Annotated in this window: 22 protein-coding genes; all 22 read right to left on the bottom strand. The window is 64.7% G+C overall.

Going from position 1 to position 21011, the window contains the following annotated elements:
• Positions 1-375: 375 nt before the first annotated feature.
• Entirely contained in the window at positions 376-2265 is a 1890-nt protein-coding gene (locus AC5P5R_RS09975; protein ID WP_164281518.1) for a coiled-coil domain-containing protein, read from the bottom strand.
• Positions 2266-2613: 348 nt separating this feature from the next.
• Positions 2614-4095, bottom strand: a complete 1482-nt coding sequence (locus tag AC5P5R_RS09970) for a hypothetical protein (RefSeq protein WP_164281519.1) — start codon at positions 4093-4095, stop codon at positions 2614-2616.
• Positions 4092-4418 (bottom strand): hypothetical protein, encoded by a 327-nt coding sequence (locus AC5P5R_RS09965; RefSeq protein ID WP_239508699.1) that lies wholly within the window; start codon positions 4416-4418, stop codon positions 4092-4094. The genes AC5P5R_RS09970 and AC5P5R_RS09965 overlap by 4 nt, the downstream gene beginning before the upstream one ends.
• Before the next feature lie 412 nt (positions 4419-4830).
• Positions 4831-5301 (bottom strand): hypothetical protein, encoded by a 471-nt coding sequence (locus AC5P5R_RS09960; protein ID WP_049397782.1) that lies wholly within the window; start codon positions 5299-5301, stop codon positions 4831-4833.
• Positions 5302-5317: 16 nt separating this feature from the next.
• Entirely contained in the window at positions 5318-5791 is a 474-nt protein-coding gene (locus AC5P5R_RS09955) for a hypothetical protein (protein ID WP_005409215.1), read from the bottom strand.
• A gap of 8 nt (positions 5792-5799) precedes the next feature.
• Entirely contained in the window at positions 5800-7524 is a 1725-nt protein-coding gene (locus tag AC5P5R_RS09950; RefSeq protein ID WP_240458865.1) for a hypothetical protein, read from the bottom strand.
• A 176-nt stretch (positions 7525-7700) separates the two neighbouring features.
• Positions 7701-8333 carry a hypothetical protein gene (locus AC5P5R_RS09945; RefSeq protein WP_164281521.1) on the bottom strand — a complete coding sequence of 211 codons (633 nt, stop codon included), beginning with the start codon at positions 8331-8333 and terminating at the stop codon, positions 7701-7703.
• 196 nt (positions 8334-8529) lie between these two features.
• On the bottom strand, positions 8530-9843 hold the full coding sequence (locus AC5P5R_RS09940; RefSeq protein WP_164281522.1) for a hypothetical protein: 1314 nt from the start codon (positions 9841-9843) through the stop codon (positions 8530-8532).
• A gap of 1 nt (position 9844) precedes the next feature.
• The gene (locus tag AC5P5R_RS09935; RefSeq protein WP_164281523.1) at positions 9845-10525 is read right to left on the bottom strand and encodes a phage adaptor protein; all 681 of its coding nucleotides are present in this window, start codon (positions 10523-10525) and stop codon (positions 9845-9847) included.
• Between the two features lies 1 nt (position 10526).
• Positions 10527-11093, bottom strand: a complete 567-nt coding sequence (locus tag AC5P5R_RS09930; protein ID WP_164281524.1) for a hypothetical protein — start codon at positions 11091-11093, stop codon at positions 10527-10529.
• A 53-nt stretch (positions 11094-11146) separates the two neighbouring features.
• A complete protein-coding gene (locus AC5P5R_RS09925) occupies positions 11147-11593 on the bottom strand; it encodes a hypothetical protein (protein ID WP_005409209.1) in 447 nt (148 codons plus the stop codon).
• 71 nt (positions 11594-11664) lie between these two features.
• Positions 11665-12774, bottom strand: a complete 1110-nt coding sequence (locus tag AC5P5R_RS09920) for a N4-gp56 family major capsid protein (protein WP_005409208.1) — start codon at positions 12772-12774, stop codon at positions 11665-11667.
• A 77-nt stretch (positions 12775-12851) separates the two neighbouring features.
• Positions 12852-13067 (bottom strand): hypothetical protein, encoded by a 216-nt coding sequence (locus AC5P5R_RS09915; RefSeq protein ID WP_005409207.1) that lies wholly within the window; start codon positions 13065-13067, stop codon positions 12852-12854.
• 5 nt (positions 13068-13072) lie between these two features.
• Positions 13073-14077, bottom strand: a complete 1005-nt coding sequence (locus tag AC5P5R_RS09910; RefSeq protein ID WP_164281525.1) for a hypothetical protein — start codon at positions 14075-14077, stop codon at positions 13073-13075.
• Positions 14064-16235: a portal protein gene (locus tag AC5P5R_RS09905; protein WP_164281526.1), complete on the bottom strand. Its 2172-nt coding sequence runs from the start codon at positions 16233-16235 to the stop codon at positions 14064-14066. Before AC5P5R_RS09905 ends, AC5P5R_RS09910 begins: the two co-directional genes overlap by 14 nt.
• Positions 16235-16708 carry a hypothetical protein gene (locus tag AC5P5R_RS09900; protein WP_164281527.1) on the bottom strand — a complete coding sequence of 158 codons (474 nt, stop codon included), beginning with the start codon at positions 16706-16708 and terminating at the stop codon, positions 16235-16237. The genes AC5P5R_RS09905 and AC5P5R_RS09900 overlap by 1 nt, the downstream gene beginning before the upstream one ends.
• Entirely contained in the window at positions 16705-16893 is a 189-nt protein-coding gene (locus tag AC5P5R_RS09895) for a hypothetical protein (RefSeq protein WP_164281528.1), read from the bottom strand. Before AC5P5R_RS09895 ends, AC5P5R_RS09900 begins: the two co-directional genes overlap by 4 nt.
• A 1-nt stretch (position 16894) precedes the next feature.
• Positions 16895-17173, bottom strand: a complete 279-nt coding sequence (locus AC5P5R_RS09890) for a hypothetical protein (protein ID WP_005409202.1) — start codon at positions 17171-17173, stop codon at positions 16895-16897.
• A complete protein-coding gene (locus tag AC5P5R_RS09885) occupies positions 17170-18723 on the bottom strand; it encodes a terminase large subunit (protein ID WP_164281529.1) in 1554 nt (517 codons plus the stop codon). The genes AC5P5R_RS09890 and AC5P5R_RS09885 overlap by 4 nt, the downstream gene beginning before the upstream one ends.
• Before the next feature lie 3 nt (positions 18724-18726).
• The gene (locus AC5P5R_RS09880; protein ID WP_240458866.1) at positions 18727-19335 is read right to left on the bottom strand and encodes a terminase small subunit; all 609 of its coding nucleotides are present in this window, start codon (positions 19333-19335) and stop codon (positions 18727-18729) included.
• A gap of 23 nt (positions 19336-19358) precedes the next feature.
• Positions 19359-19832 carry a hypothetical protein gene (locus AC5P5R_RS09875; RefSeq protein WP_164281531.1) on the bottom strand — a complete coding sequence of 158 codons (474 nt, stop codon included), beginning with the start codon at positions 19830-19832 and terminating at the stop codon, positions 19359-19361.
• A gap of 2 nt (positions 19833-19834) precedes the next feature.
• Positions 19835-20809 carry a hypothetical protein gene (locus AC5P5R_RS09870; RefSeq protein WP_164281532.1) on the bottom strand — a complete coding sequence of 325 codons (975 nt, stop codon included), beginning with the start codon at positions 20807-20809 and terminating at the stop codon, positions 19835-19837.
• Positions 20810-21011: the final 202 nt, after the last annotated feature.

Raw genomic sequence — 21011 nt, 5'->3', positions numbered from 1 at the left:
GGCGACAGGCGGCTCAGCGCGGCGGAGGCGCCGCCAACTGGGTCCAGCTGGCTCGGTGCACGCAGTGGCTGCCCCTGCTCCGATGATGGTGCTGCACCCGCAACGGCCCTACCGGCATCCCGTACAAACCCGCCGGCCTCACGCCCTGGCGAGGTGACGGCGTCGGCCACGGTGCCAGCAGCACGCAAACCAGCGCCGACGGCTCGCCGTGCCAACGCCGCGCTCCCCGCCACGCCGGTGCGTAGCGCGGAGCCGGCCGCTGTGCCGGCACTCGGCCTGGGCGCAATGCGGGCCTGCCCGGGGGCGACGCCGGCAGGATTCAGTTCGTCTCGATCATTGATGGCCATGCGGTTCCCCTTTTGTGGTTGAGGCTGATCACGCGTCGGCGATCTCGCCCTGGAAGCTGAAGTTCTGAGAACAGGAACTGGATTTACTGCGGCCACTGGAGACGGTTGCGCCGTAGTTGACGGCGCTCATCGTGCTGGCAGCCAACTGGCTCGAGATCTGCGCCTTCGCGCGCTGGATCTCGCCCGACTGGGACAGCAAGCCGAGCATCTGCTGGATCCGCATCTGCGCGTGCTGCAGCTGGGCCTCGACCGATGCTCGCTCTCGCGCGAGGCCGAGCTCGAAACTGCGGTCGGCGGCCGCTGAAGCCACTTGCTCCACGCCTGCATCGGCGCTGTAAATACGAGCCTTCGCGTCGAAGGCTTGGCCCACGGCCGCCAGGCGAGCACGTTCACCGCTCAGGGTGGCGTCCCAGCGGGCGATGCCGGCGCGCCAGACGTCCAGGTTCACACCGTGCTGCGCCATGCGCAGGCGCTCCGCCTCGAACTGCATGTTGTTGCTCGCCGCCCAGGCATCCACACGCTTGGCGTTGGCATCGACCAAAGTGCGATACAGGTCCGCCCGCTTGCCCTCTCCCTCTACGCTTGCCGTGTAGCCCTGCCATTCGGCGACGTGGGCACGCCAGCGCGCCTCGTAGGCGTCGACCTGGGCGCGGTACTTGTCGATGCCGAACCGATTGATGTCGGCTTGGACCTTCACCGCCTCCACACGGGTGCGGTAGAAGTCGGCCAGGGTAGTCACGCCACGAAGCTGGGACTCGTAAAGGCGCACCCGCTGCTCGTTGATTTCACCCCGAGCGCGTTCGCCTTCGATCTGGGCGCGGAAGACCTCGACCTTGGCCAGCTCTGCCTGGATGCGATCCCGCAGGACCTGGGCATCAGTCTGGTAGGCCTGCAGGCGCGCGTTGAAGACCGAGACCCTGGCATTCAGCACTGCGATGACGGTCTCGCGCTGGAACGTCGCCGCCTGCAGCAGCACCTTCTGCTCTTCGGTGTGCAGCTGCGCCAGCGTCCCCTCGAGGGCGGCGCCCTGGGCAATGGCCATGCGCTGGTTGGCCAGCGATTCCTCGAACTGCTTAATCGCAGTATCCCGGGAAGCCTCAGCAACGGCGCTTTGGCCGGTCTGGCGGATCTCCAGGATCCTTCCTGCGAGCATGCCCTGGGGCTCGGCAAAGCCTCGGGCCCCAAACTCTGCGACTGCCTGGTCCACGTTCCGTTGGGTCTCGAGCTCAATGCGGCTGCGGGCCCGCTGGAAGATTGCGTCTTCAATGATCTTGGGCAGCGCCTCGCTTCCAATGATCATGGGCTTGAGCGTTGAGGTCAGCGTGTCGACCAACGTGCTGACGTAGGGCGTCGCCTCGAACTGCCAGGTGTCGTTGAATGGCGGCTCGATGAAAACCGGCTTCTCGGCGTCGAACTCGGGCAGCGAGATATTCGGCACCGCCGGCAGGTTCAACGCCTCAAAGGTCGGCACCAGCGGCAGGACATAGTTCGGTTCCAGCGGCAGCACGATCTCCGCCGGATCAATCGGGAGCGTCGGCTCCACCACACTGGGAGTGGTAGGCCTAGCACCGAACGCCAGCGTCGGTGGTTGAGCATCGAGCTCGGGGGCTTCGCTGATCGAGATCGGTGCGGCCGCGAATCCCGGCGCACTGGGCAGCGGAACATCGGGAGCGCGGAACTCCAATGCCCCGTCGTCCAGGTCCGGACGCCGTGGCCGCTGGAACGTCGCCTGGGGATCAGCGAAGCGAAAGTCGACATTGAAGTCGACAGGGTCCAGGCGAACACTGTTGAGACCGTCGAGGTTGGAAATCGCCAAACTGTACGTTTGGGCCCCCAACTCCATGAACTTATCGTGGGCACTGCCAACGAGTGTGACCGCGGCATCCGCCGACAGGTCAGGACACCAGGTCGAAGCCATGTTTCTTCTCCAATCAAGACCACTGCAGCAAGATGAAAACCCTCCATTGATTGCCGCCTTGGACCGCTAGGCCTGGCGTGGCATCAACGGGTACGTACCCATCCAGCAGGTACCGCCCTTCCGCTTCGAAAACCATCGGAATGGCAGTTGGCCCGTCCGGAAGGTCGATCCTTAGCTCGAAGTCGACGCCGTACTCAAAGCCTGCGGCGCCATTGAAGAACTCCGGATTCCTCCACGGATATGCGTATCCGTTGGTGACCAGAAGCTGGTATTCCTCGGGCTCCGGATCATCGCCGCACTGCTGGACCACACCACTGAGCTCGCGCCAAAAACAAGGCCCCGCCATACCTACCCCCTTGTACGTCGTTCGAGATAGACCGGCCGGAATTCAATCGCCGCCAGATCAAAGTCGGCTCCATCCACGTTCTCGATGATGAAGTCGAAGTCCACTGCCTTGATTCCCTTGCCCAGCTTCCAGCGCGTCTCGCGCGTGCTTGTCGCCGGTCGCTCCAGAATCTTGTAGATGGCGGCTTCCTTCTGACCAGATTCCTCATTCACCGTGATCACATGTAGCAGTAGCGTGCCTGTACTGGTGTACCCGACGAACGCCTCTGGCACCCTCTTCAGCCGGCGCGTCCCGAGCGCGGAAAGCCCGAGCCTGATGCGTGCGGCGATCGGCTGGCCGTCATCGTCATCGCCGTCGAGTCGGTGAAGTCCGTTGCTCGCCGCACCGTAGTATCGGCTGCCGATCTTGGCGAAGCTGTTGAACGGATAATTCGTGTACCGCGACAGACCGCGGCTCTCGGTGTTCAGAACCCATGCAATGTACTCACCGGTGTCCAACGCCAAACGTGTGACGAACCCCAGCCCGTCACCAAGGCGCTGCAGAGCCTCTGCACAATCAACTTCGCCGGCGGCCACCAGCGCGCGCTCATTGATCAGTACGACGCCGGTACCCGATCCAAACGCGTCTGCGTCGATCAGCAGCTCTTCTGCGAGACGGTCCGCCGCACGCTGCAGGTTCCCAACCAGATCCGAGGCGACCAGGCTATCGGCGACACGTTCGGACTTGAGGACTTCGGTCAAAGCACCAAACCACAAGCCGCCGGCAATCGCATTGACCGCATCCGCATAGGACCGGCACGCCCCCAGCAGCAGAAGCCTGTCTAGAACTCGCTCCAGCTTTGAGACAGTCGCCTGCGCCGCCGGCGTGAACACGACACCCTCTTCCACCAAGAGCTGGTAGACGATCGCGACTGTGTCCTCCAGGCTCAACACATCAGCGGCAGCGCTGTTGCCTGACTGGGTGCTTCGCCGCCCTGCTCCGAAGGCCATTGCGTCGCCCAGCACGTGGGTCGGCAGTGTCGATTCCGACTGTCCCATGTCCAATGCAGCTCGTGGGCTGACAAACCACAACCCACCGAAGGACGACACCATGCGAGGAATGGCCTCAAGCCCCGCATAGGCCATAGGCTCTGTGAGCTGGCGCCCACGTGCGTGGATCGAAAGCCTCGCCGCGCCACCACCATGGCCAGGGGCGGCCTGGAAGCCAGCCGCAATGACCTGGACTGATGCGCCTCCCTCCCCGACCAGGTGGAGCGATGCCACCCCATCCGTGCTGAGCTGCAGAGCCGCGGCACCGTGCGCTGGGACAACCGGGTCCACACCGCCGCCGAATCGCACCTGCGCAATGCCGGCGCCGCGAAGCCTCAGCAGGGCACCGCCGCTGCCGGCAAATCCATGGCCAGCACCCCGCGCGCGAACTACCAACGCGCAGCTGGCGTTGCCGTCGATCGAAGCGGCGTCAAGGGGAACGAACTCAATGGTCATTCGATGACGTCTCCGGTGGCAAACATGGCGCAGCCGACCAGCAGTGGACCTTCGCTCAGATGCAGCGAGCGGTAGAAGCGATCACCGTTGCAGACGTACTCGACGACGCCCCCCACCCTGCGGACCTGCCAGACATCTGCCGCGCTGTAGGTTCGAACTTCGCTGACCCTCGCCCCGGACTCGATCGCGCAGACCTGCATCAAGCCGCCGGGGCTCTGGTGGAAGTAGAGCCCATGAAGAACGGCTGCAGGATCCTCCAGCCTGTCCCGATCGGTACACAGCCCCACCACAACCCCAACCACACGACCCATTGTCAATTTCATAGCCAGATCACCATCGAGCTCGGCCTCACTCCGAGCTCCGGCGTCCCACGCGAACACGCTCGCATACTCGAAGCGCCCAGGGACTCGAGGCGATGCCGGCCGTGCCTTCTGCTCCGGATAGCTGGTGCACGTGATAGGCCCTGGCGGTGCCGTCTGGACGAATACGCTGCGACAAACCTGGTACCGGACGTAGCTGGTCCCGCCGGACTGCTCGTAGCCCAGAATCGTAGCGTTCTGCGGTAGCTGCACTGCGCCGTTATTCGGGACAGCCATCGTCCCTTCGCTGCATGACTGCCGCCAGTAGCCCTTCGCGGGCTCCCCGCCGCAGAACGTATAAGCCGCACTGTACGGCTGTGCTTCACGGGCAGGCTGTGGGGGAATGAATCTTGCGGACGGCGGCTTCGACAACATGTCAGCTGGCCTGATCGGCGACCACGTTGAAGATGCTGATGCCGGTGCTGTTGGTGCCATTGGCTACGACGGTGTCGGAGCTGAAGAGCACGGCCGCATTCGATGCAGGCCCCCCAGCGGTGCCCTGCAGGCGGATGCCAGTGGTTGCCCCTCTTCCATCATCACCAGCCGCACAGAAGCGATAGAAGGACGGCGAAAGGTTCGGTGCGGCAGCATTGGCGCCGTCGAAGGCGATCAGGCCTTGCCAGTCTTCGGACGGGTTCTTCGGCAGAACGTTCCCGACTGGAGCCGCAAAGGTCAGCCCTTGGCCGGCGACCTCAAGCTTGGCGACCTGGGTATGTGCGCCGGCCATGTCCAGGGCAGTGTCTGCCGTTGCCGGAACCGGCCCGGCGTAGATGTAGATGAAACCACCATCGAGGGCGCCTTTGACTTGCTGCAGCAGCGCCTGAGCAAGGGGAATCGAGATCGTCATGGTTCGTGGTCCTGGTTCAGAGAGGGGGAATCGCGTACCACCAGTCACCCAGTTCGATGCTGGTGTCGGGAGTCACAGCAAGGGTCGGAAGCCGCATCTGGAAGTCGCCAGCGGACCCGTCATCCAGTCCGATTGCTCCGTCGATGCGCGGCGCGGTGAAAGAGATCTGCCCGAGGTCAGGCTCGTTGCCCACAAGCCGGAACCAGCCGGCCAGGCCGTTGGCCACGCCTCGCAAGAGCCAGCGCTCCACTGGATCCTTGTAGACATAGCGGCCATTGCGGACGAAATGCAGGCCGTTGGCCGTTCCGCCCGCCTGCCACGGCCCGCCATCGCGAGTAATACGTGCCAAGAGCTGCCCCGTAGGCGGCAGGTCTGCACGCGCGGGCTGGATCCCCGAGCGAATCTCGATGCAGCCGCTGCGGAAGATCCCGTCGAACGACGTGGGCCCGAGCAGCAGCGCTTCGAACCCGGTGGAAGTGATGACCGCCATTGAGGCTCCTATATGGGTTTGGGCAGCGATGTCAGCGGGTAGAAGCGACGGTCATCGGCAACCACGCCGGTGACCGCGCCGAGCTCGTAGCCCGTCAGGTAGTTGAGCGTGCCGGTGTAGGGCCCGGGGATCGACACGCAGTAGCGACCCTTGCAGTAGTTCCAGCCACCGCTCCAATCGAAGCCGAGGAAATCGGTCACGCCTTGGCGTTCGACCATGGCTGTTCTGAGGCTTGCAGCGGCCGAGAAGAAGATCAGGCCCTCGCGGGGGTGCTTGCGCCAGATCACCCCGTGCTGGGTGCCATCACGCGGCCCCCATCCAGAGCCTGACGCGCCGGTCCAGTAGTTCCCGAAAACGAGACCGTCGGCGACAGCGCCGGGGGCCCGGGTGTCAAGCCCGAGGAAAGGAGCTGGCAGGCCACTGGCCGGGTCCCAGTCCACGGCCTCGATCTCGCCGTACACCAATCGCCCGCCCATGTACGCGAATGGTTGAATGCTGTGGGCACCATTCACGCCCTGGATCCGCCAGCCGCAGAACAGGTTGTGGCGAAGATCCATGTACGCCAAGAGGTGATAGTCCTGGCGATCGCTGCCGACGGAGAAATCCCTGTCGATCAATGGCAGTTCCCCGCCATCAAACTCCAGCACGACGAGCACTCGCAGGGTCCCGCGATACCCTGTCGCCTCGGTGGCGACCTGCCCCTGGCTCAGCCGCAGCTCGAGGTAGGCATCCCTACGCTCAGAACCGGCATAGTCGGAAGCCACCAGGCCGCGAGTCGGCGCGACCAGCGCGAAGGCCCCAAGGGCGTTGGTGTAGTCACCGATCAGGTAGTCGGCCCGGCTCAGCCTATGGTCGATACCGTCCCCGGAGATTTCCACCTCCTGCGTCATCGTATTGACCAGGCCGAACACCGTCGTCGGCTCACTGCTCACCGTGCGGATTGCCTTGGTCCCATCGGCATTGAAGAACCAGGGCAGCGCTGCGTCGTTGAAACCGTTCGCGGATGATTCGTCCTGTGGATTGATCCTGCCCGGGGTCATTCCTAGGAGGCGGTGGCTGCCTTGCACTACTTCCCAATCACCCTTTTGGGGCGTTCCCTCGTTCCGATTGATACTGAACACCACGAACGCCGACTGAGCAGTGGTCGGTTGGTTGATCACATAGTGGGTGAACGTCACCACCAGCTCATGGTGTCCATCAGCCCCCCTGCGAAGGCAACCGGATGTCAGTCTCCAGGACAGATAGTCCGGAGGTGTATCGACCATCGCATCACGATAGGCAATGCGATCGAACAGGATCTGGCCCTGCTGAAAGATCCAGCGCGCGCCGTCGTCGATCAGGGTCAGGTCGCGAAGGTACCGGACGCCATACCCATAGAAGGACAGAGCCACATCCCTACCGTCCTTCCAGTCGACGTTGCCGAAGAAGTGGAGACCGGCGGGATACCGGTCTGGCTGGTTGTAGCTCTCGTACCGAGCCCCGGTGATGTTGTCGACAACGTCCCAGCGCTTCCAGTAGCGCGTGATCAGGCGTCGGCCGCTGAACTCGAGCCAGGCCGTCGGGTTCTCACCTGCAGGGTCCACTTGTGAGCCACGGTCGGCCGGGTCACCCGTGTGCACGTTCCAGCGAGGCCACAGGATGAAGCCGCCCATGGGGTCGAGTGGGTCGAGCGGCGGTGCCGGCTCCGGCGTGACGATCGTCAACCGCGTCAGTTCACCGATCTTCTCGGCCACGATAAGGGTTCCGTCATCCGCTTCCTGCCTTGCACTGGCAGTCCCCAGCCCATTGCGAGCGGCCTCCTGCACAACGAATCCCAGTAGCTTCCTCCCCGCCGGCACATGCAGCGAAGCGGCCGCCCGATCGCCAACCACCACGATCGGCGTCCAGCCGGTATGCCGCCCGCCGCTCATTACGAGACGTCACCCCCGTCCTTGGCAGAGAGCACGTACTCGATCGCCAACTTGTCGCCGGCGAGCTGGTTGGTGCGAGGGGTCGCGAACCGGGTCGCTGCGATCAGGATGTTCGCGGTTGCGCCCTTTGCCGATCCAGTCAGCAGCCCGATGCCATACAGGTTGTAGGGACCGCCTGCGGAATAGGTCAATGTCGCCGCAGCCAGTGCAGCCGTGTTGCCAATGGCTTCTGCTGTGGACGGCGAGGTGGTCCAGGGCAGTCGGGTCGCCGGGGCGTAGGCCGTGAATTCGGAGGCCACGTCCTTGAACGTACTGCCTTTCCAGTCCGCTGCAGGGGTGACATTTCCAGTGAAGGGGGCCAGGTAGAAGGCGGTTTGCTGACTGCCGCCACCCATTCCAGCGTTCAGCAGATAGTTCAGGCCTTCGTTGACCAGGCGGTTCGGGTCGACCTGCCACGGACCGAGCTCGCCACCAGCAGGCGCGTGCGCATGCCGGAAGATGCCGCCGATGCTGACGCGCGCGGCGGGAATGTAAATACCCGATTCGCACCGTTCGTACTTGTGCTGGCGGATCGCGCGAATTGCATCGCGCCCCACCGCGCCCATGGACTGCAGGGCCTTCATGACGTTCATCGATTTGCTCCTTCGGTGTTTACCATTTGCCCGCGGGGCAGGAGGCCCCTTGGAATCGGGTCTTGCTTGCCAGGGGGCAGCTGCAGAGGCTGCAGCGCAGGAAGAGGCGACGTCCCACGCGCTCGGCGTTCGGACAGGCGCGGCAGATCTCCAGGCGACGCTTCACGTCGTCCGGTTTAGCCAACAGAGTCATGGGTCAAGGATCCCGGTGGATGACGTGGGCGACGGCCCGATCGGTCACGGCCAGCGACTGGCCTTGCGGTGCCCGCAGCGCGGCAACCAGCTGGCTGAGTCCGTCCTGCTGGCGCAGCAGCACTGCGGCATGGTCTGCGTCATCGATGACCGCCTCCCCCTTCTTCAGCACCTGAACCTGACCGCCAGGCAGACCGATGCAGAAGTAGCCGTCACGCGCGAGCCAGATCAGCACGGGGGCTGCCGACTGCAGACCGATCACGTCGCCGTTGACGACCATGGCCGAACCCGGAACCGCACCGCTGCCACGCGCCACCGTCTGGCTGAAATCCTTGGGATCGGCGCCGGCGTACCAATAGGTACGCGCACCGGAGGCAACGTAGAGGCCTGCTCCATCCGGAGACCCATCACCAATGGGCTCCATCAAGTCGATCGGTGCATTGAACCGCATGCGGTTGGCCGATGGTCGGAACATGCCGTAGCGCAGTGCTTCCGACCACAGGACTTCTTGACCGCATGCAACGAACTGCCGGCCGTGCCCACCGCGCACAATGTGGCCTGCCGGCAGGGGCCGCAGGAACTGAGTGGTGAGCGCCCTGCCCTCACCGGGCGACAGCACCGGTGCCGAACGGGTACCGGCCGGGAGAATGGCGTACTGCCGCATCACCTGGTCGTTCGGTCCGGAGATGTAAATCGCAGCCGACACCGTACCCGGTGCCAACGGGAGCGGTATGTCATTCAGCTCGACGCCTCCGCCTTCGGGAACGTCGATCGCCACGGCCAGCGTGCTGCCGGACTCGCGGCCGAGCCGGTCCAAGAACGTCACCGCGACCTGGTACAGGCCTGGCGCGAGGGCACTGCCGGCCGCCTGCACGAGGGCGGGCTGCCCCGCTGGGTGCTCAGGCGCCCAGGGATGCCCCTGCAGGTCGATGTCGAGGAATCCACTGGCCGTGCTGTTGCTGAAGAAGACGCGGTCACCGATCAGCGCGTAGCTCACAGGGTCCAATCCCACCTCGATGCCCAGCGCCTCTACACGCTCGTCCTCGTGCAGAGCATGGAGTTGGCCGCCGTCGACAAAAAGCCCGTAGTGCAGCAGCTCGTGGCCCCACAGAGAGTGAGTCAGCGTCCCAGGGTGGAAGCGCTGATGCCCTCGCCGGCGTTGAGGCCGACCGGCGGTGTTCAGATCGACGTTGTCCGCCTCACGTAGCGCGCGCGGGATCCCGTCCTCATCGGTCGGCAGCGCCCCCTCTCCGGCTACGTTGTTGATGCCCAGTGGCCACGGGCCACCTGGGCGGAGATCTTCATCGCGAACGGGCATGTCAGAACCACATGGGTTGGGTGCCGGTGGTCGGGTCGATCGAGAGCTGCTGCAGCGCTCGCGCGGTGGGCCGCTCACCGAAGTAGCTCTCGAACAGTGCGAGGTGGCGATCGGCGTCCGCAGTACTTCGCTGCTCGGAATCGCGCTTGTTCAGGGCCCGCCAGCAGGCCCAGTGCACCAGCTTCCGGTGGTGGATGGCATCGATCACCGGCTCGTCCTCGCTGTCTTCCATCGCCTCTGCAGCCTCCGGCACGCGCCAGAGGGTGAGCTGCAACACGTCCGACTCCTGCGGTACCGGGCTGACCGATACGTCACGGGCCTGCCGATCGCGCACCAGGTACTCCGGGCGCCCTGCCTCGGTGCGCCAGTGGCAGTGCCGTCCGTCGAGAGCGGTGCTGGTGGTCCTGCAGAGCGGGTCGGACAGGTTGCTGGCCAGCACTGCGCGCCGGACCACGTACACGGTCGGATGAAGCGTGTAGTCAGCCCGACCGGGCTCAAGGTTGATGTGGCAAATATCGGGGCGGCCGCTCTCCACGAGCAGCCGCGCCCGAATGCACGCCTCTTCCACAGCTTCGTTGAGATGCCGGGTCAGCACGGCGTCACTCCACAGGTAGGGAGCCACGTCGTCGTCGAGCTCTTCCCGGCATTCCTCGATCAACTGGCTGAGGGTGCGCGCCTCCACGTCAGGCTTCCTCGAGCGCCTGGCTCAGCACCTTCAGGGTAGTGCCGCGCTGGTCCGGTTCCGGCTTGGCCAGCTCCAGGTCGAGGGCAGCCTTGATCACGACCTTAGCGATGCCACCCTTGGCCAGCTCGGCCTTCAGCTTCTGCCAGCTCAGGCCGTTCAGTTGGGCAGCGGCCTCAACAATCTCCGGCGGCAGAGTGGCAGCCACGTTGGCGCCGGCGGGCGGCTCGTTGCTGCCGGCGTCGACGCCGGTGCCGCTGTCGGTGGTGATGTCCGAGCGCGCGACGTCGGTACCGACACCGGTGCCGCTGCCAGCCGGCGGCGGCGGGTCCTGCTCTGCAATGGGGGCCACCGGCAGTACCGGCTTGGTGGCGGTCTGCAGGCTCTGGGCCCGGGCGATGTAGTAGGCCTCCGGGATACCCAGCAGCCGCTGGATGTGGCCGGAGTTCTCGACGTCGGCTACGTGCTCCGAATCGGCATTGGCTGGATCGATCGGCACGAAAAAGTACACGTTGCCGTCGAGCTCAACGGGCGCCTTGGGGCGCTTGAACTTGCATGCAATCAGCATGGGATGCTCCTGGTAGGCGGGGCTGCAGCCGCAGCCCCGCTACGATTAAGGGCTCAGGCCGGGAAGGCCGCCAGGCGCAGGATCAGCTCGCCCTGCTGAGCACCGGGGGCGGTATTGAGCTTCACGTACACCGGGCGGTTCACCGGCTTGGAGCCCAGGGCCTCGGCGATCAGGTGCAAGGACACCGGGATGAAGGCCGCGGTATCGGCAACCACTGCGGTCGGCGCAATGACGGTATTGCCGGCCGCAGAGGCGCCGTCGATCGCGTCGGGGATGAAGATGGTGACGTTCTGCGCGGCCAGCTTGCCGCCGGCGTCCAGCTTGGCGAACAGGCCCGAGCCCTGGCTGTGCAGCTTGTGGTTGGCCGGCAGCTCGCCGATCAGCACCAGATCACCATCCGCACCGGCTTCAACCGGCCAGCTGTAGTCGTTGACCACCAGCAGGCCGGCGGCCGGCGACGATGCGCCGCTGTTGCGGCCAATTGCGAGTTTCGTGGACATAGATTTCTCCTGCGAAGGATGTAGGTTCTGAACGCAAGAGCCCCGGCATGCCGGGGCTCTTGCTGCGAGGCTTACTGCGGGTTCGGATCGGCCGCGGCGGTATCCAGGGCGATCGTGCCGAAGTCCTTGCCGTTGAAGCGCGTCTTCTTGATGCCGAAGATCGCACCGGCGCAGATCTCGATGTCGTTGCCGTGGTCGAGCGGAACCTCGGACCAGTCGAAGCGCAGGCCGTTGCCCGGCGAGCCGAAGGCCAGCACCAGGGCCTGGCGGCCCAGGTACAGCGCGCGAGCCGCTGCAACGTTGCCACCGGCGCCGTAGTCCCCGAAGCGCACCACGGACTTGTGCTTGTGCAGGATCGTGTTGCCGATCATGCCTAGGTTGTCCTTGAAGATCGGGTTGCTGGCACCTTCGGCAGCTGCAGCCGCCTTCTGGATGTCCAGCCAGTTGCCCGGATCCGTGGAGGTCTTCAGGTCATGCGCCTGGAACGGGTGCATGACGGTCACGAAGTGCTCGCCGCCGGCAATGGTGATCGGCTGGATCTCCGCCACCTGGGTCGAACCACCGCCCTGCGAAGCGGCCTTGGTGTTGGCGCGCTCGATCAGGACACGGCTCATCTTGCCGGCCGAGGTCAGCGATGCCTTGCTGGCGCCGTCACCGAACAGGATGTGCGAGCTGTCCGGCGTCTCGAACGGGTTGCCTGCGCGACCGGCGTAGTTCAGCGGGACGTTGTAGTCCTCGTTGATGCCGCGGGCGCCCGAACCGTACATGAAGAAGAGCTCGTCGTAGAAGCGCGCCCAGAACTCGGTCAGCCGGTTGCGGCCGACCTTTCGCAGGTCGTGGACGGTGCGCTTGCGGCTCATACGGCCACCGCAGCTGACCGGCTTTCGGGCCTGGTCGATGAAGACCTTGTCGGTGAAGAAGTCGAGCTTCTCGCCCTTGCCCTCGGCCTTCTGGTCGCCTTCGATGACGCCACCGGACAGCTGCACGGACAGGTCATAGCTGATGGTGTCGCCCGCTTCCTGTTCCAGGTCGGTCTGCAGCATGACCGGCATCGAGGTCTCCGACCCCTTGCCCATCATCTTGCGCGTCCAGTAGGACTGTTTGGATACCGAAACCATGAGGTCCGCAGACCACAGCTTCCGGGCCTTGGGGTCGTTCAGACCCACGATCGTCTGTGCCATGTTGCTTCTCCAGGGAGATCACGGCACTTCTGCGCCTCTGTCGTTGACCCGCACTACTGCGCAGGTTTTGAGGATGTTCAGCCCGTTGTGGGCGTAGGCCGGCGCGCTACGCGCTGCAGTGCGCCGCCAGTAGGTTGCTGCTCACCGGCTCGGGTGATGGTCACCGGGGTATTGGATTCGATGATCACCCGCGAGCGCTTTCCGCTCTTCTCGGTGAAGGTGATCGACGCACCTGACCCCGACGGGATCAGGACCACGTCGCCAGGCTCCAGGGTGGTGTGCAGCTTGGGCATGGGGCTTAGTTGTCTGCCACGAAGGAGCCCGGCACATCCCGCAGGATGCGATCGCGCTCGCTCTCCGACTTCCCGGCCAGGAACGACTCGATGTCCTCGATGTTGTCCATTCCAGCCGCAGCATCCGCGGTCGATCGGGAGGTCGGATCAGCCGCCGCGGGCACGGTGGTCAGCGTGGCTGGCACATCGGCCAGCGGCGCGCTGCGATCCGGCTTTGCCGGTGCCTGTGCCACCGGCGGGGCGGTCGCGGCAGCGGAAGCCTGCAGCAGGCCCTCGGTCACCAGCAGATCGCGCGCGCCGGCCAGAATGTCCCAGTCCGTGAGCTGGCGGCCGGCGGCTGCGGCTTCGTTGACCACCGACTGCATCGCCTGCTCCCACGCAGCGAAGCGTATCGGGCTCGCGGCGATCGCGGCATTCTCCGGGCGGGAGAGGAACTGGCGCTGCAGGTACGCCCAGGACTGGTCGGCATTCTGCTGGCTGAGCTGCTGTTGCAGGGCAGCGATGTCCTGAGCGCGCTCGACGCGGCTGCGCTCGTCGCGCAGATCCTCGTACTGCTGCTCGTACACCTCATCCTCGACGTCGCCGGCCTTGTACTTCTCCTTCAGGGCCTGCAGCTTGCCGTTGATCTCGCCGATTTCCTTGCCGTAGTCACGCTCATCGGCTGCATAGGTCGGCACGAAGGGCGTGGCCGGCGGCGGCTCGGACGCTGCCGGCGGCGCAGAGGCCGTCCCTTCTGCAGCAACTGCCGCGGCAGCAGCGGCAGCAGCGGCCGCTGCATCAGGCTGTGCCGCACCGTCCGCCGGAGCGCCCGCCGCTGGCGCAGCTGAGCCTTCGACTGCCGGCGTGGCGGTCGCGGTGGCGGCTGCCGACGCTTCGGTGGCGCCAGTAGCTGCAGCGGCATCGCCAAGGGCGGCACCATCAGCGCTGGCCAGCGCCGCGCGCTCACCCTCGGTCATTTCCAGTTCGTTCGCGGCCAGCGAATGCTGGCCCGCGTTGTCAGGCTGCTGCATGAGCGGTTTCCTCGGGGGTCTGTTGGGTGCTCAGGAGGCGGTCTGCCGCCGGAGCGAGGGGGAGCAGGATCTCGATCAGCTCGGCAACGTTGAGCGCGTCACCCTTGGTCTTGATCTGCAATGCCTTGGCCTTGGCCATGATCTCTTCGCGCTTGGCCTCGTCCAGTCCGACCTTGGCCATGCGCTCGCGCAGGGCGACCTCGCGGTCCTGGGCTTCCTGCTGCTGACGCGCCTGCGCCTCGGGGCTGTCAACGTCCTGGTCGTTGTCCGATTGGCCGGTGATCTTGCGGATGCGCTGCACCACCTCGTCCTTGCCCGGCATATCGATCATGTCGAAGGCCAGGTCCAGCAGCTGGATGGACATCTCCGGTGGCAGCTTGCCCAGCATGTCGAAGAACTGCTCGGCGAAGGCCTGGCGCATGGACTCGCGGAAGTCCTGCTGGTCGACGATGAAGTCGGCCTGGTTGCGGCTGATGTCGTTGTCGACCACCCAAACGTTGTTGAGCGTGTCGAGGCGCAGCTGGTTGATCACTCGCCAGTCCAGACCCTTGCGCTCGCCAACGATCCGGAACTGCCGTTCCTCGGTCATGAACTGCTCGGTGAGCGACAGCTGCTTTTCGCCGCTGAGCTGGATGCCCAGGCGGTAGTTGTCGAACAGTTCCGCCGTGCTCACGGCGCCTTCCTGCTGCTTGGCCAGGATCGCCCGGCCACTGGCCGCGTTGGTCTCGCGTCCGAGGAGCTCGCGGTTCACGCCGGTGCCGTCATGGATGTGCGCCGCATCGAGCTCCAGCAGCTTGATCTGCGCCTCAGCCACGTCGAGGTTGCGCTCGACCTTGATCTTGTTCATGCCGCCGGCGTTCAGTGGGATCACACCGTTGGGCTTGGCGATCTCGCGCTTCACTTCCTCGATGCGGTCCTCATCGATGGCGCCTTCCTCGTAGAACAGCTGATTCGTGCTCAGCGCCCAGAGCAGCTTGCTCATGCGCTTGTTCAGGTCTTCCTGCGAGTCGCGCACGCCGCGGACCAAGCCGTACTCCATGCCATCGCGGTTGCGGCGGTAGCACCAGTACGGGGTGTAGGGGAAACGACCGTGCCGGAACGGGCTGCGTTTGAGCTGCAGCAGGCCGCCTTCGGTGAAGATCGCACACCACATTTCCTCGACCACGGCATCGGAGAGCGAGTAGACCGGCGCGGCCTGGCTCTTCATCGCTGCCAACGCTGCCTGGTGCTCGGGGTTATTCGGGTCGAAGCGATCGCCCCGGAACTCGCCACCCCAAAGGCGCTTGTGCGCGACAGGGCGTTTGAACCAGCACTCGATCAGACGAACCCGCAGGCGACACCGACTATCCAGGGAGGCCCTGCCTGTGGTGCGGCGCCCGGTGACGGTATGGCCGCGGCTGTCGTAGCGGCGGAAGACCTGGGGAAGGTCCAGCTCTTCGTCGAAGGCGCCGTTGTCGCCGTCGTAGTGGTCCTGGGCCGCCCGATTCACCAGTTCAATGCGGTCCGGGAACATTGCCTCGGCGTAGTCCAGGTCCGCGAACTTCTCCCGCAGCAGGAAACGACAGTCGCTCAGATCCAGCGCCCGGCTGACCGGATCCCGACGCATCTGCCGCCAGGGAATGTGGCCCACCATCACCGGCTCGTCCGCGCGGTCGGTCCGGATCGATTCCTCGGTCCAGCCGCACCCGGCGATCGCGGCGTCCTTGAAGGCCTGGCTACGCGCCCAGGGCACGCGGTTGGTGTCGCTGAGGTACTTCATCAGCTCCGACTTCACCGCGGCAATATCGACGTCGTCCTCGGCGCGGGGGTGCACCACGCCATCGATGCGGGTGCGTCGCTCCGTGCCGATGACCCAGTCGATGGCCATCTTGATCTTGTTGTAGGTCAGCGGCGCCTGGTGCCGGGCCGCCAGGACAGCGCGGTCTTCCTCCGACCACTGGATGTGGTCATAGAAGTCGTAGTCGAGCATCTGCTCGATGCGGTTGTCGTAGAACGCATCGAGGGCCGTGTACCAGTAGTCCAGTACCTTCGCGTGGAGGCGCCGATTCTCCAGGCTGTCGAGCGGATGGGCCGCCACGTCCGGCGGCGCCGCGGTGGCCACGTCTGCAGCACCGGGATCGTAGGCCGGCTCGCTGCGCAAGTTCTCGATCGTCTGCATCAGTTCACCTTCTGCCCGTTGATCTTGATCTGGATCCCCATCCGGGCCATCTCGCCGAGCCACTGCTCCCGGGTCTGCTCCGCCGGCGGCCGCAGGTTCTTCACGTCCTCGCAGAATTCGAGGATGGCGTCGTGAATGCGGTGGCGGTAGGCCGGCACGTCCAGGCCATAGAGCGCGACCGAGGCGTTCTGTAGGCGGGCGATCATGTCGCCGATGTGGTGATGCCGGCCGCGATCCTTGTCTTCCGGCCGGAAGATCCAGAAGTCGCGGAACGGCACCACATAGGCAGGGCTTCCATAGGCGATCATCCCGGTTACAGGGTTCAGACCCTCGACGCGGCGGTTCTCGTTCCGGATATAGAGGGCCGCGTCGTCGTCCCCATCGCGCACGATGTGGGTCAGGTAGAGGGTGAGATCTCCCTTCTTGCCACACCACACGAAGCCGTCCGGGGCGAGCTCGACCTCGGCGGTCATGCCTCGGCTCCCAGCAGCTTCAGCGCCGCGTCCAGCTCTTCGGCTATCGCTGCGGCGGCCTGATCCGGTGACAGGACGTGGTCCTCTACCAGGGTGCCATGGTTCTCGCCCCCCGGCAGGTAGCGTGCATAGGCGCGGGCCTGCTGCAGATGGATGGTCAGCTGCTGGACCGTGGTCTCGTCCACGTCAGTTTGCCTTCCTGGTGAGATCCGACTCGATCCGTGCGGCGATCGCCGGATGGGTCACAGCAATGTCCTGGGCGATGCGCTGCAGGACGGTCCTGGCGGTGAGCTCGCTCAGCTCGTGGCTGCCACGGTAGTCGACCATGGTGTCGCCCTCCGGCGATCGCAACATGAATGCAACGCTTACCAGTTGCCCTTCATCCGCTGCGGCCACCAGCATCGACAGTAGGTCGACCAGTTCGACCGAGGTAGGCGTGTTCCGCTCGCGCGGTGAAACGTTCATGCAGTTCTCCAGTTGTCGTTGGCCATGCCGCGCGACTCGCCGACACGGCGGCCGCTGCTGGTGACGTAGCCCTGAGCCGCCTGCCGGAACGCATCGGCGGGGTTGCTGGCCCAGTTGTGGAATGGGAGGTCGGAGTACGTCTCCGTTTTGCCGTTCCAGACCTTTGTGTAGCGGCGCAGCGCCTCCAGGCCGCCTCGGCCCTCGCCCGCCTTCGGCGGACCGCAACGAACCCGGTCGAACCGGCAACGCGGCAGCATGTTGCGGACCATATCGATGCCCTCGGTGATGTCATTGATCCGGGGCACCACGACAATCGGCTTGACTCCCAGCTTGCCGGCGACTTGGACGCGGTTCTCGTTGGCCGACCAGTCCTCGTTGGCGCCGTCGTGGGGCCAGAAGTGCTTGCCGTACAGGTAGCCGCGCTCCTTGAGCACCTTGGCGTAGTGCGCCACGCCGAAGCCCGAGTTCTCGTAGAAGTCGACGAAGTCCAGCCAGGGGCCGTTCTCCTGCATGAACCAGATGCTCGTCGCATCGCTGCGCCCGATGTCCCAGAAGGTGTGGATGGGCACCTGCGGGTTGATCGGGAGATCGGTGATCCGCCCGCTGCTGTCGGCGGCGGCCATCTCCTTGCCGTAGTACGCACCTTCGGTGCTCGCCTGGAAGGCCTCTTCCGGCGTGCTGGGGTGCTCCCGCTTCATCTTGTCGCGCTGCTCGGCCGCCTTCTTGACGTACCAGGCCTTCTGCTCAGGCCGCAGCGTGTAGTTCATCTCCGCCTCGACCTTGGCGAAGTAGGCCTCGTCCTCGGCGGTGAGCGTGACGCCGTCCGGATCGAGCTCGTTGATGGGATCCCGGAACCACGGATAGAAGTGGAAGCGGTAGTCCATCGCCGTCAGCTTGGCCGTGCCGGCGCGGATCTGCCGGTCCAGCTCAATCGCCGTCTGGCAACGCTCGTAGAAGTCGCCGGCGGCGCCATAGGCGGTCGACTCGATCACCACGATGTTGCCGGAGGCGATCGCGTTCAGTGCGCCCGAAGCCACCTCCCCGGCCCGCTCCGGGTACATGGCGCACATTGGCCCGTACTCGGAGATATGCAGAAAGGTCAGCGTGCCGCCGCGGTGTGACACCGACACTTCGATGCTGGAACCGTTGGCCAGCTCCAGGACACCGTCGCGCATGTCGCGCCGGACTGCGGGCCGGATCTTCTTCAGCCAGTCCGGGAGGTTGTCGTAGGCGTACAGCACCTTGCTGCGGAAGAACTTCGCGGCATCGCCTGCGGTATGGGCGACTACACCGGCCTTGGTGTTCTTCTTGAATAGCGCCATGTCCAAGGCGCGGATACAGGCCCAGGTCGTGATGCCGTGCTGGCGCGACTTCAGCGCAAGATTCAACGTGTGCAGGTTGTCATCGAGGTCGGCCTGCACCTCATTCAGCTTGAACTGCACCCGCCGACCGAACTTGTCGGTGATGTAGTACAGGTTGTTCAGCCGCCACCACCGATCCCCCAGCTTCTCAATGATCCTGCTGGCGTCCTGGTCGCTCAGTTCTTCCACGGACTACTTGCTCCGTGACGCCGACGGCCCGGGGCCCGTATCGGATCCGTCGATCAGATCCATCACGTCGCCCAGAATCCGGGTCTGGGTTTCGATCGGGCCGCCATCCTTGCCGGTGTGCTCGACCTTCTTGGCGAACATGCCGAAATGCGTCCCGAGGGTCTTCACCGCGTCCAGACGGTTGACCAGCTTGATCTTCTTGGTAAGGCCCACCGCACGGCGCTCGTCGCCGCGCCCCTCCCACTCTTCGAACACCTCAACGCCCTGGACGAGGCTGGCCTCTTCGACCGTGAGCTCACTCATTGGCTTGAGGTTGCCGTGCTGGTCGAACAGGGTGCGGATGTCGCCCAGCGCCATGAACGCAAGCCGGGCCAACACCGCCTCCTGATCGACCCGCTGCGACAGCAGCAGCTCTTCTTTCCGGCCAGCCAGGTAGGCCTGCACTTTGGCGTTGGCCAGCAGCCTTGCGGCAGCGGCGCTGGCCGCAGCGCCGGTGGCCTTGTAACCGGCACGCATGTAAGCGGCGGTGCCATTGAAGTCGACCAGGTACTCGTCCGCGAACCGCCGTTGCTGGTCCTGCAGGCCCGTCGCCGGGTCGATCTTTCCGGCCACTGGCTGGGTTCCTCTCAGATTGATCAAAGTTGAGCAGTGGGGCCGTCACCAGCCTCCAGTGGGAGCTCCACACGCGCCGGCCATGGGAATGCTTCAGGCTGCGGCAGAAGCGGACGCACCTGCTCCCAGGTCTCGATGCCGGCAGGCGGTGCAAGTACAAGCTGCTCCAGCCGCTGGTTCACTTCATCGCGCCAGGCAACCAGCGCCCGCGCTTCCAAGCGATACCGCTCCACGCCGCTGTTGAAGTAGCTGGCGCAGTTGGCCAGGTCATCGTATCCGCGCGCCTTCACCTCGGAATTCATCCATGCGAATGCTGCATCGCGGATTGCCCGGAAGTGCTCCGGCGAGTACAGCACGTAGGCCGGCCCCATGGGCATGGGCCTGTTGCCATCCTTCAGCCACTGCTGATACTGGTCCCACAGCCAGGTTCCCTCAGAAATCCATGACTGGCGTTCGGGACAGTAGACAACGGTGGGATCCGCGGTCAGCTGATACATGTTCAGATCTCCGCATCCGCAAAGCAGTAGCTTGCAACAGCAGAAGGCGCCCGCCCGTCCATGCTGAACCAAGTGGTGGAGCCGCGCGGATTCAACGTCGCCGGAGAAATCGAGTTGCCCAGCACAGTGAGGGTTGGAACGACGCGTTTTGGCACCTTGTAGTAGTACGTCGAGTAGTAAGGCCCATCGGCGTTGGCGATGAACCCGACTGGCTCACCATATCGATAGCACAGCAGCAGCTCGACGCCCGGGTCACGCCTGACAAATGGAGTTGCGACCGACCCCAGCTCCCACTTCATCTGCCCGAAGTAGAGCGAACCAGTCTGCAAGCCCAGACCGGCAGTACGTTCAATGAAATCCGAGCCAGCGGTTGTCCAGATGGCAACCACGGCTGCACTGCCCACCCCTGCAGTCTTTCCGGCGACGGACGGAAGCGTGACGGTCTTGGTTATGATGTTCAGGCCGGCGGCCAGAGTGAAAACCTCGGGAGCAATCCCCAGCAAGAATCCCGAGCCGCCTGCTCCAAACGTCTGCACAAACTCGACGGCGATTTTCCGCCCTGCTGCACCAGGATTGAACACCCTGAAACTCAGCGTGGATGGCACGCCCGCGAATGTACGGCAGTCTTCCACGCGTTGTTCGAACACTTGATGTGCGCCGCTGGCACTGCTGTTCCCAGTGAGAGTGACGATGAGGTTGCTTTCACTGCCCGGAAAGTTGGTGTCGCCAGGCAACAAGGTGTTCTTTGCAAGTGTCTGGCCCGATACACCCCCCTGCTGCATAAACCAGCGATCAGGGCCGTATACCGCTGTGGTCGCGAAGGATGTTCCCCTCTGCCAAACGTCGAAATCGCCGTTTATCAGCCGGTTGCCGCCTGCATAGCCCTCTGTGAGCAGCCCGGACAACGTGTCACCGACCGACAGCTCTTCGATCCGTCCAGTAGCCTGGTTGAGAATGAGCGGCGTTTGAATCGTCATCCGGTCGTCGCCTGCACTTCGAATGTTCCACCGGCCCTGAGCCCAATCGTGAGCGTGAACGTGGTTGACAGCGGCAAGGAAGCAATGCCGCCGCTACGCAGACCAACGGGCAGATAGAGCGGAACACCTATCAGGATGTCGCCGGCGGGAAGCTCCCTGGTGCGATTGCTCGCGTCCAGGACAAGCGGACGGCGAGCCGCCA

The organism is Stenotrophomonas sp. YJH_SMC_19 (assembly GCF_059367915.1).
The sequence above is the reverse complement of the archived record's forward strand: the minus strand, read 5'-3'. Positions and strand labels throughout refer to the sequence as shown.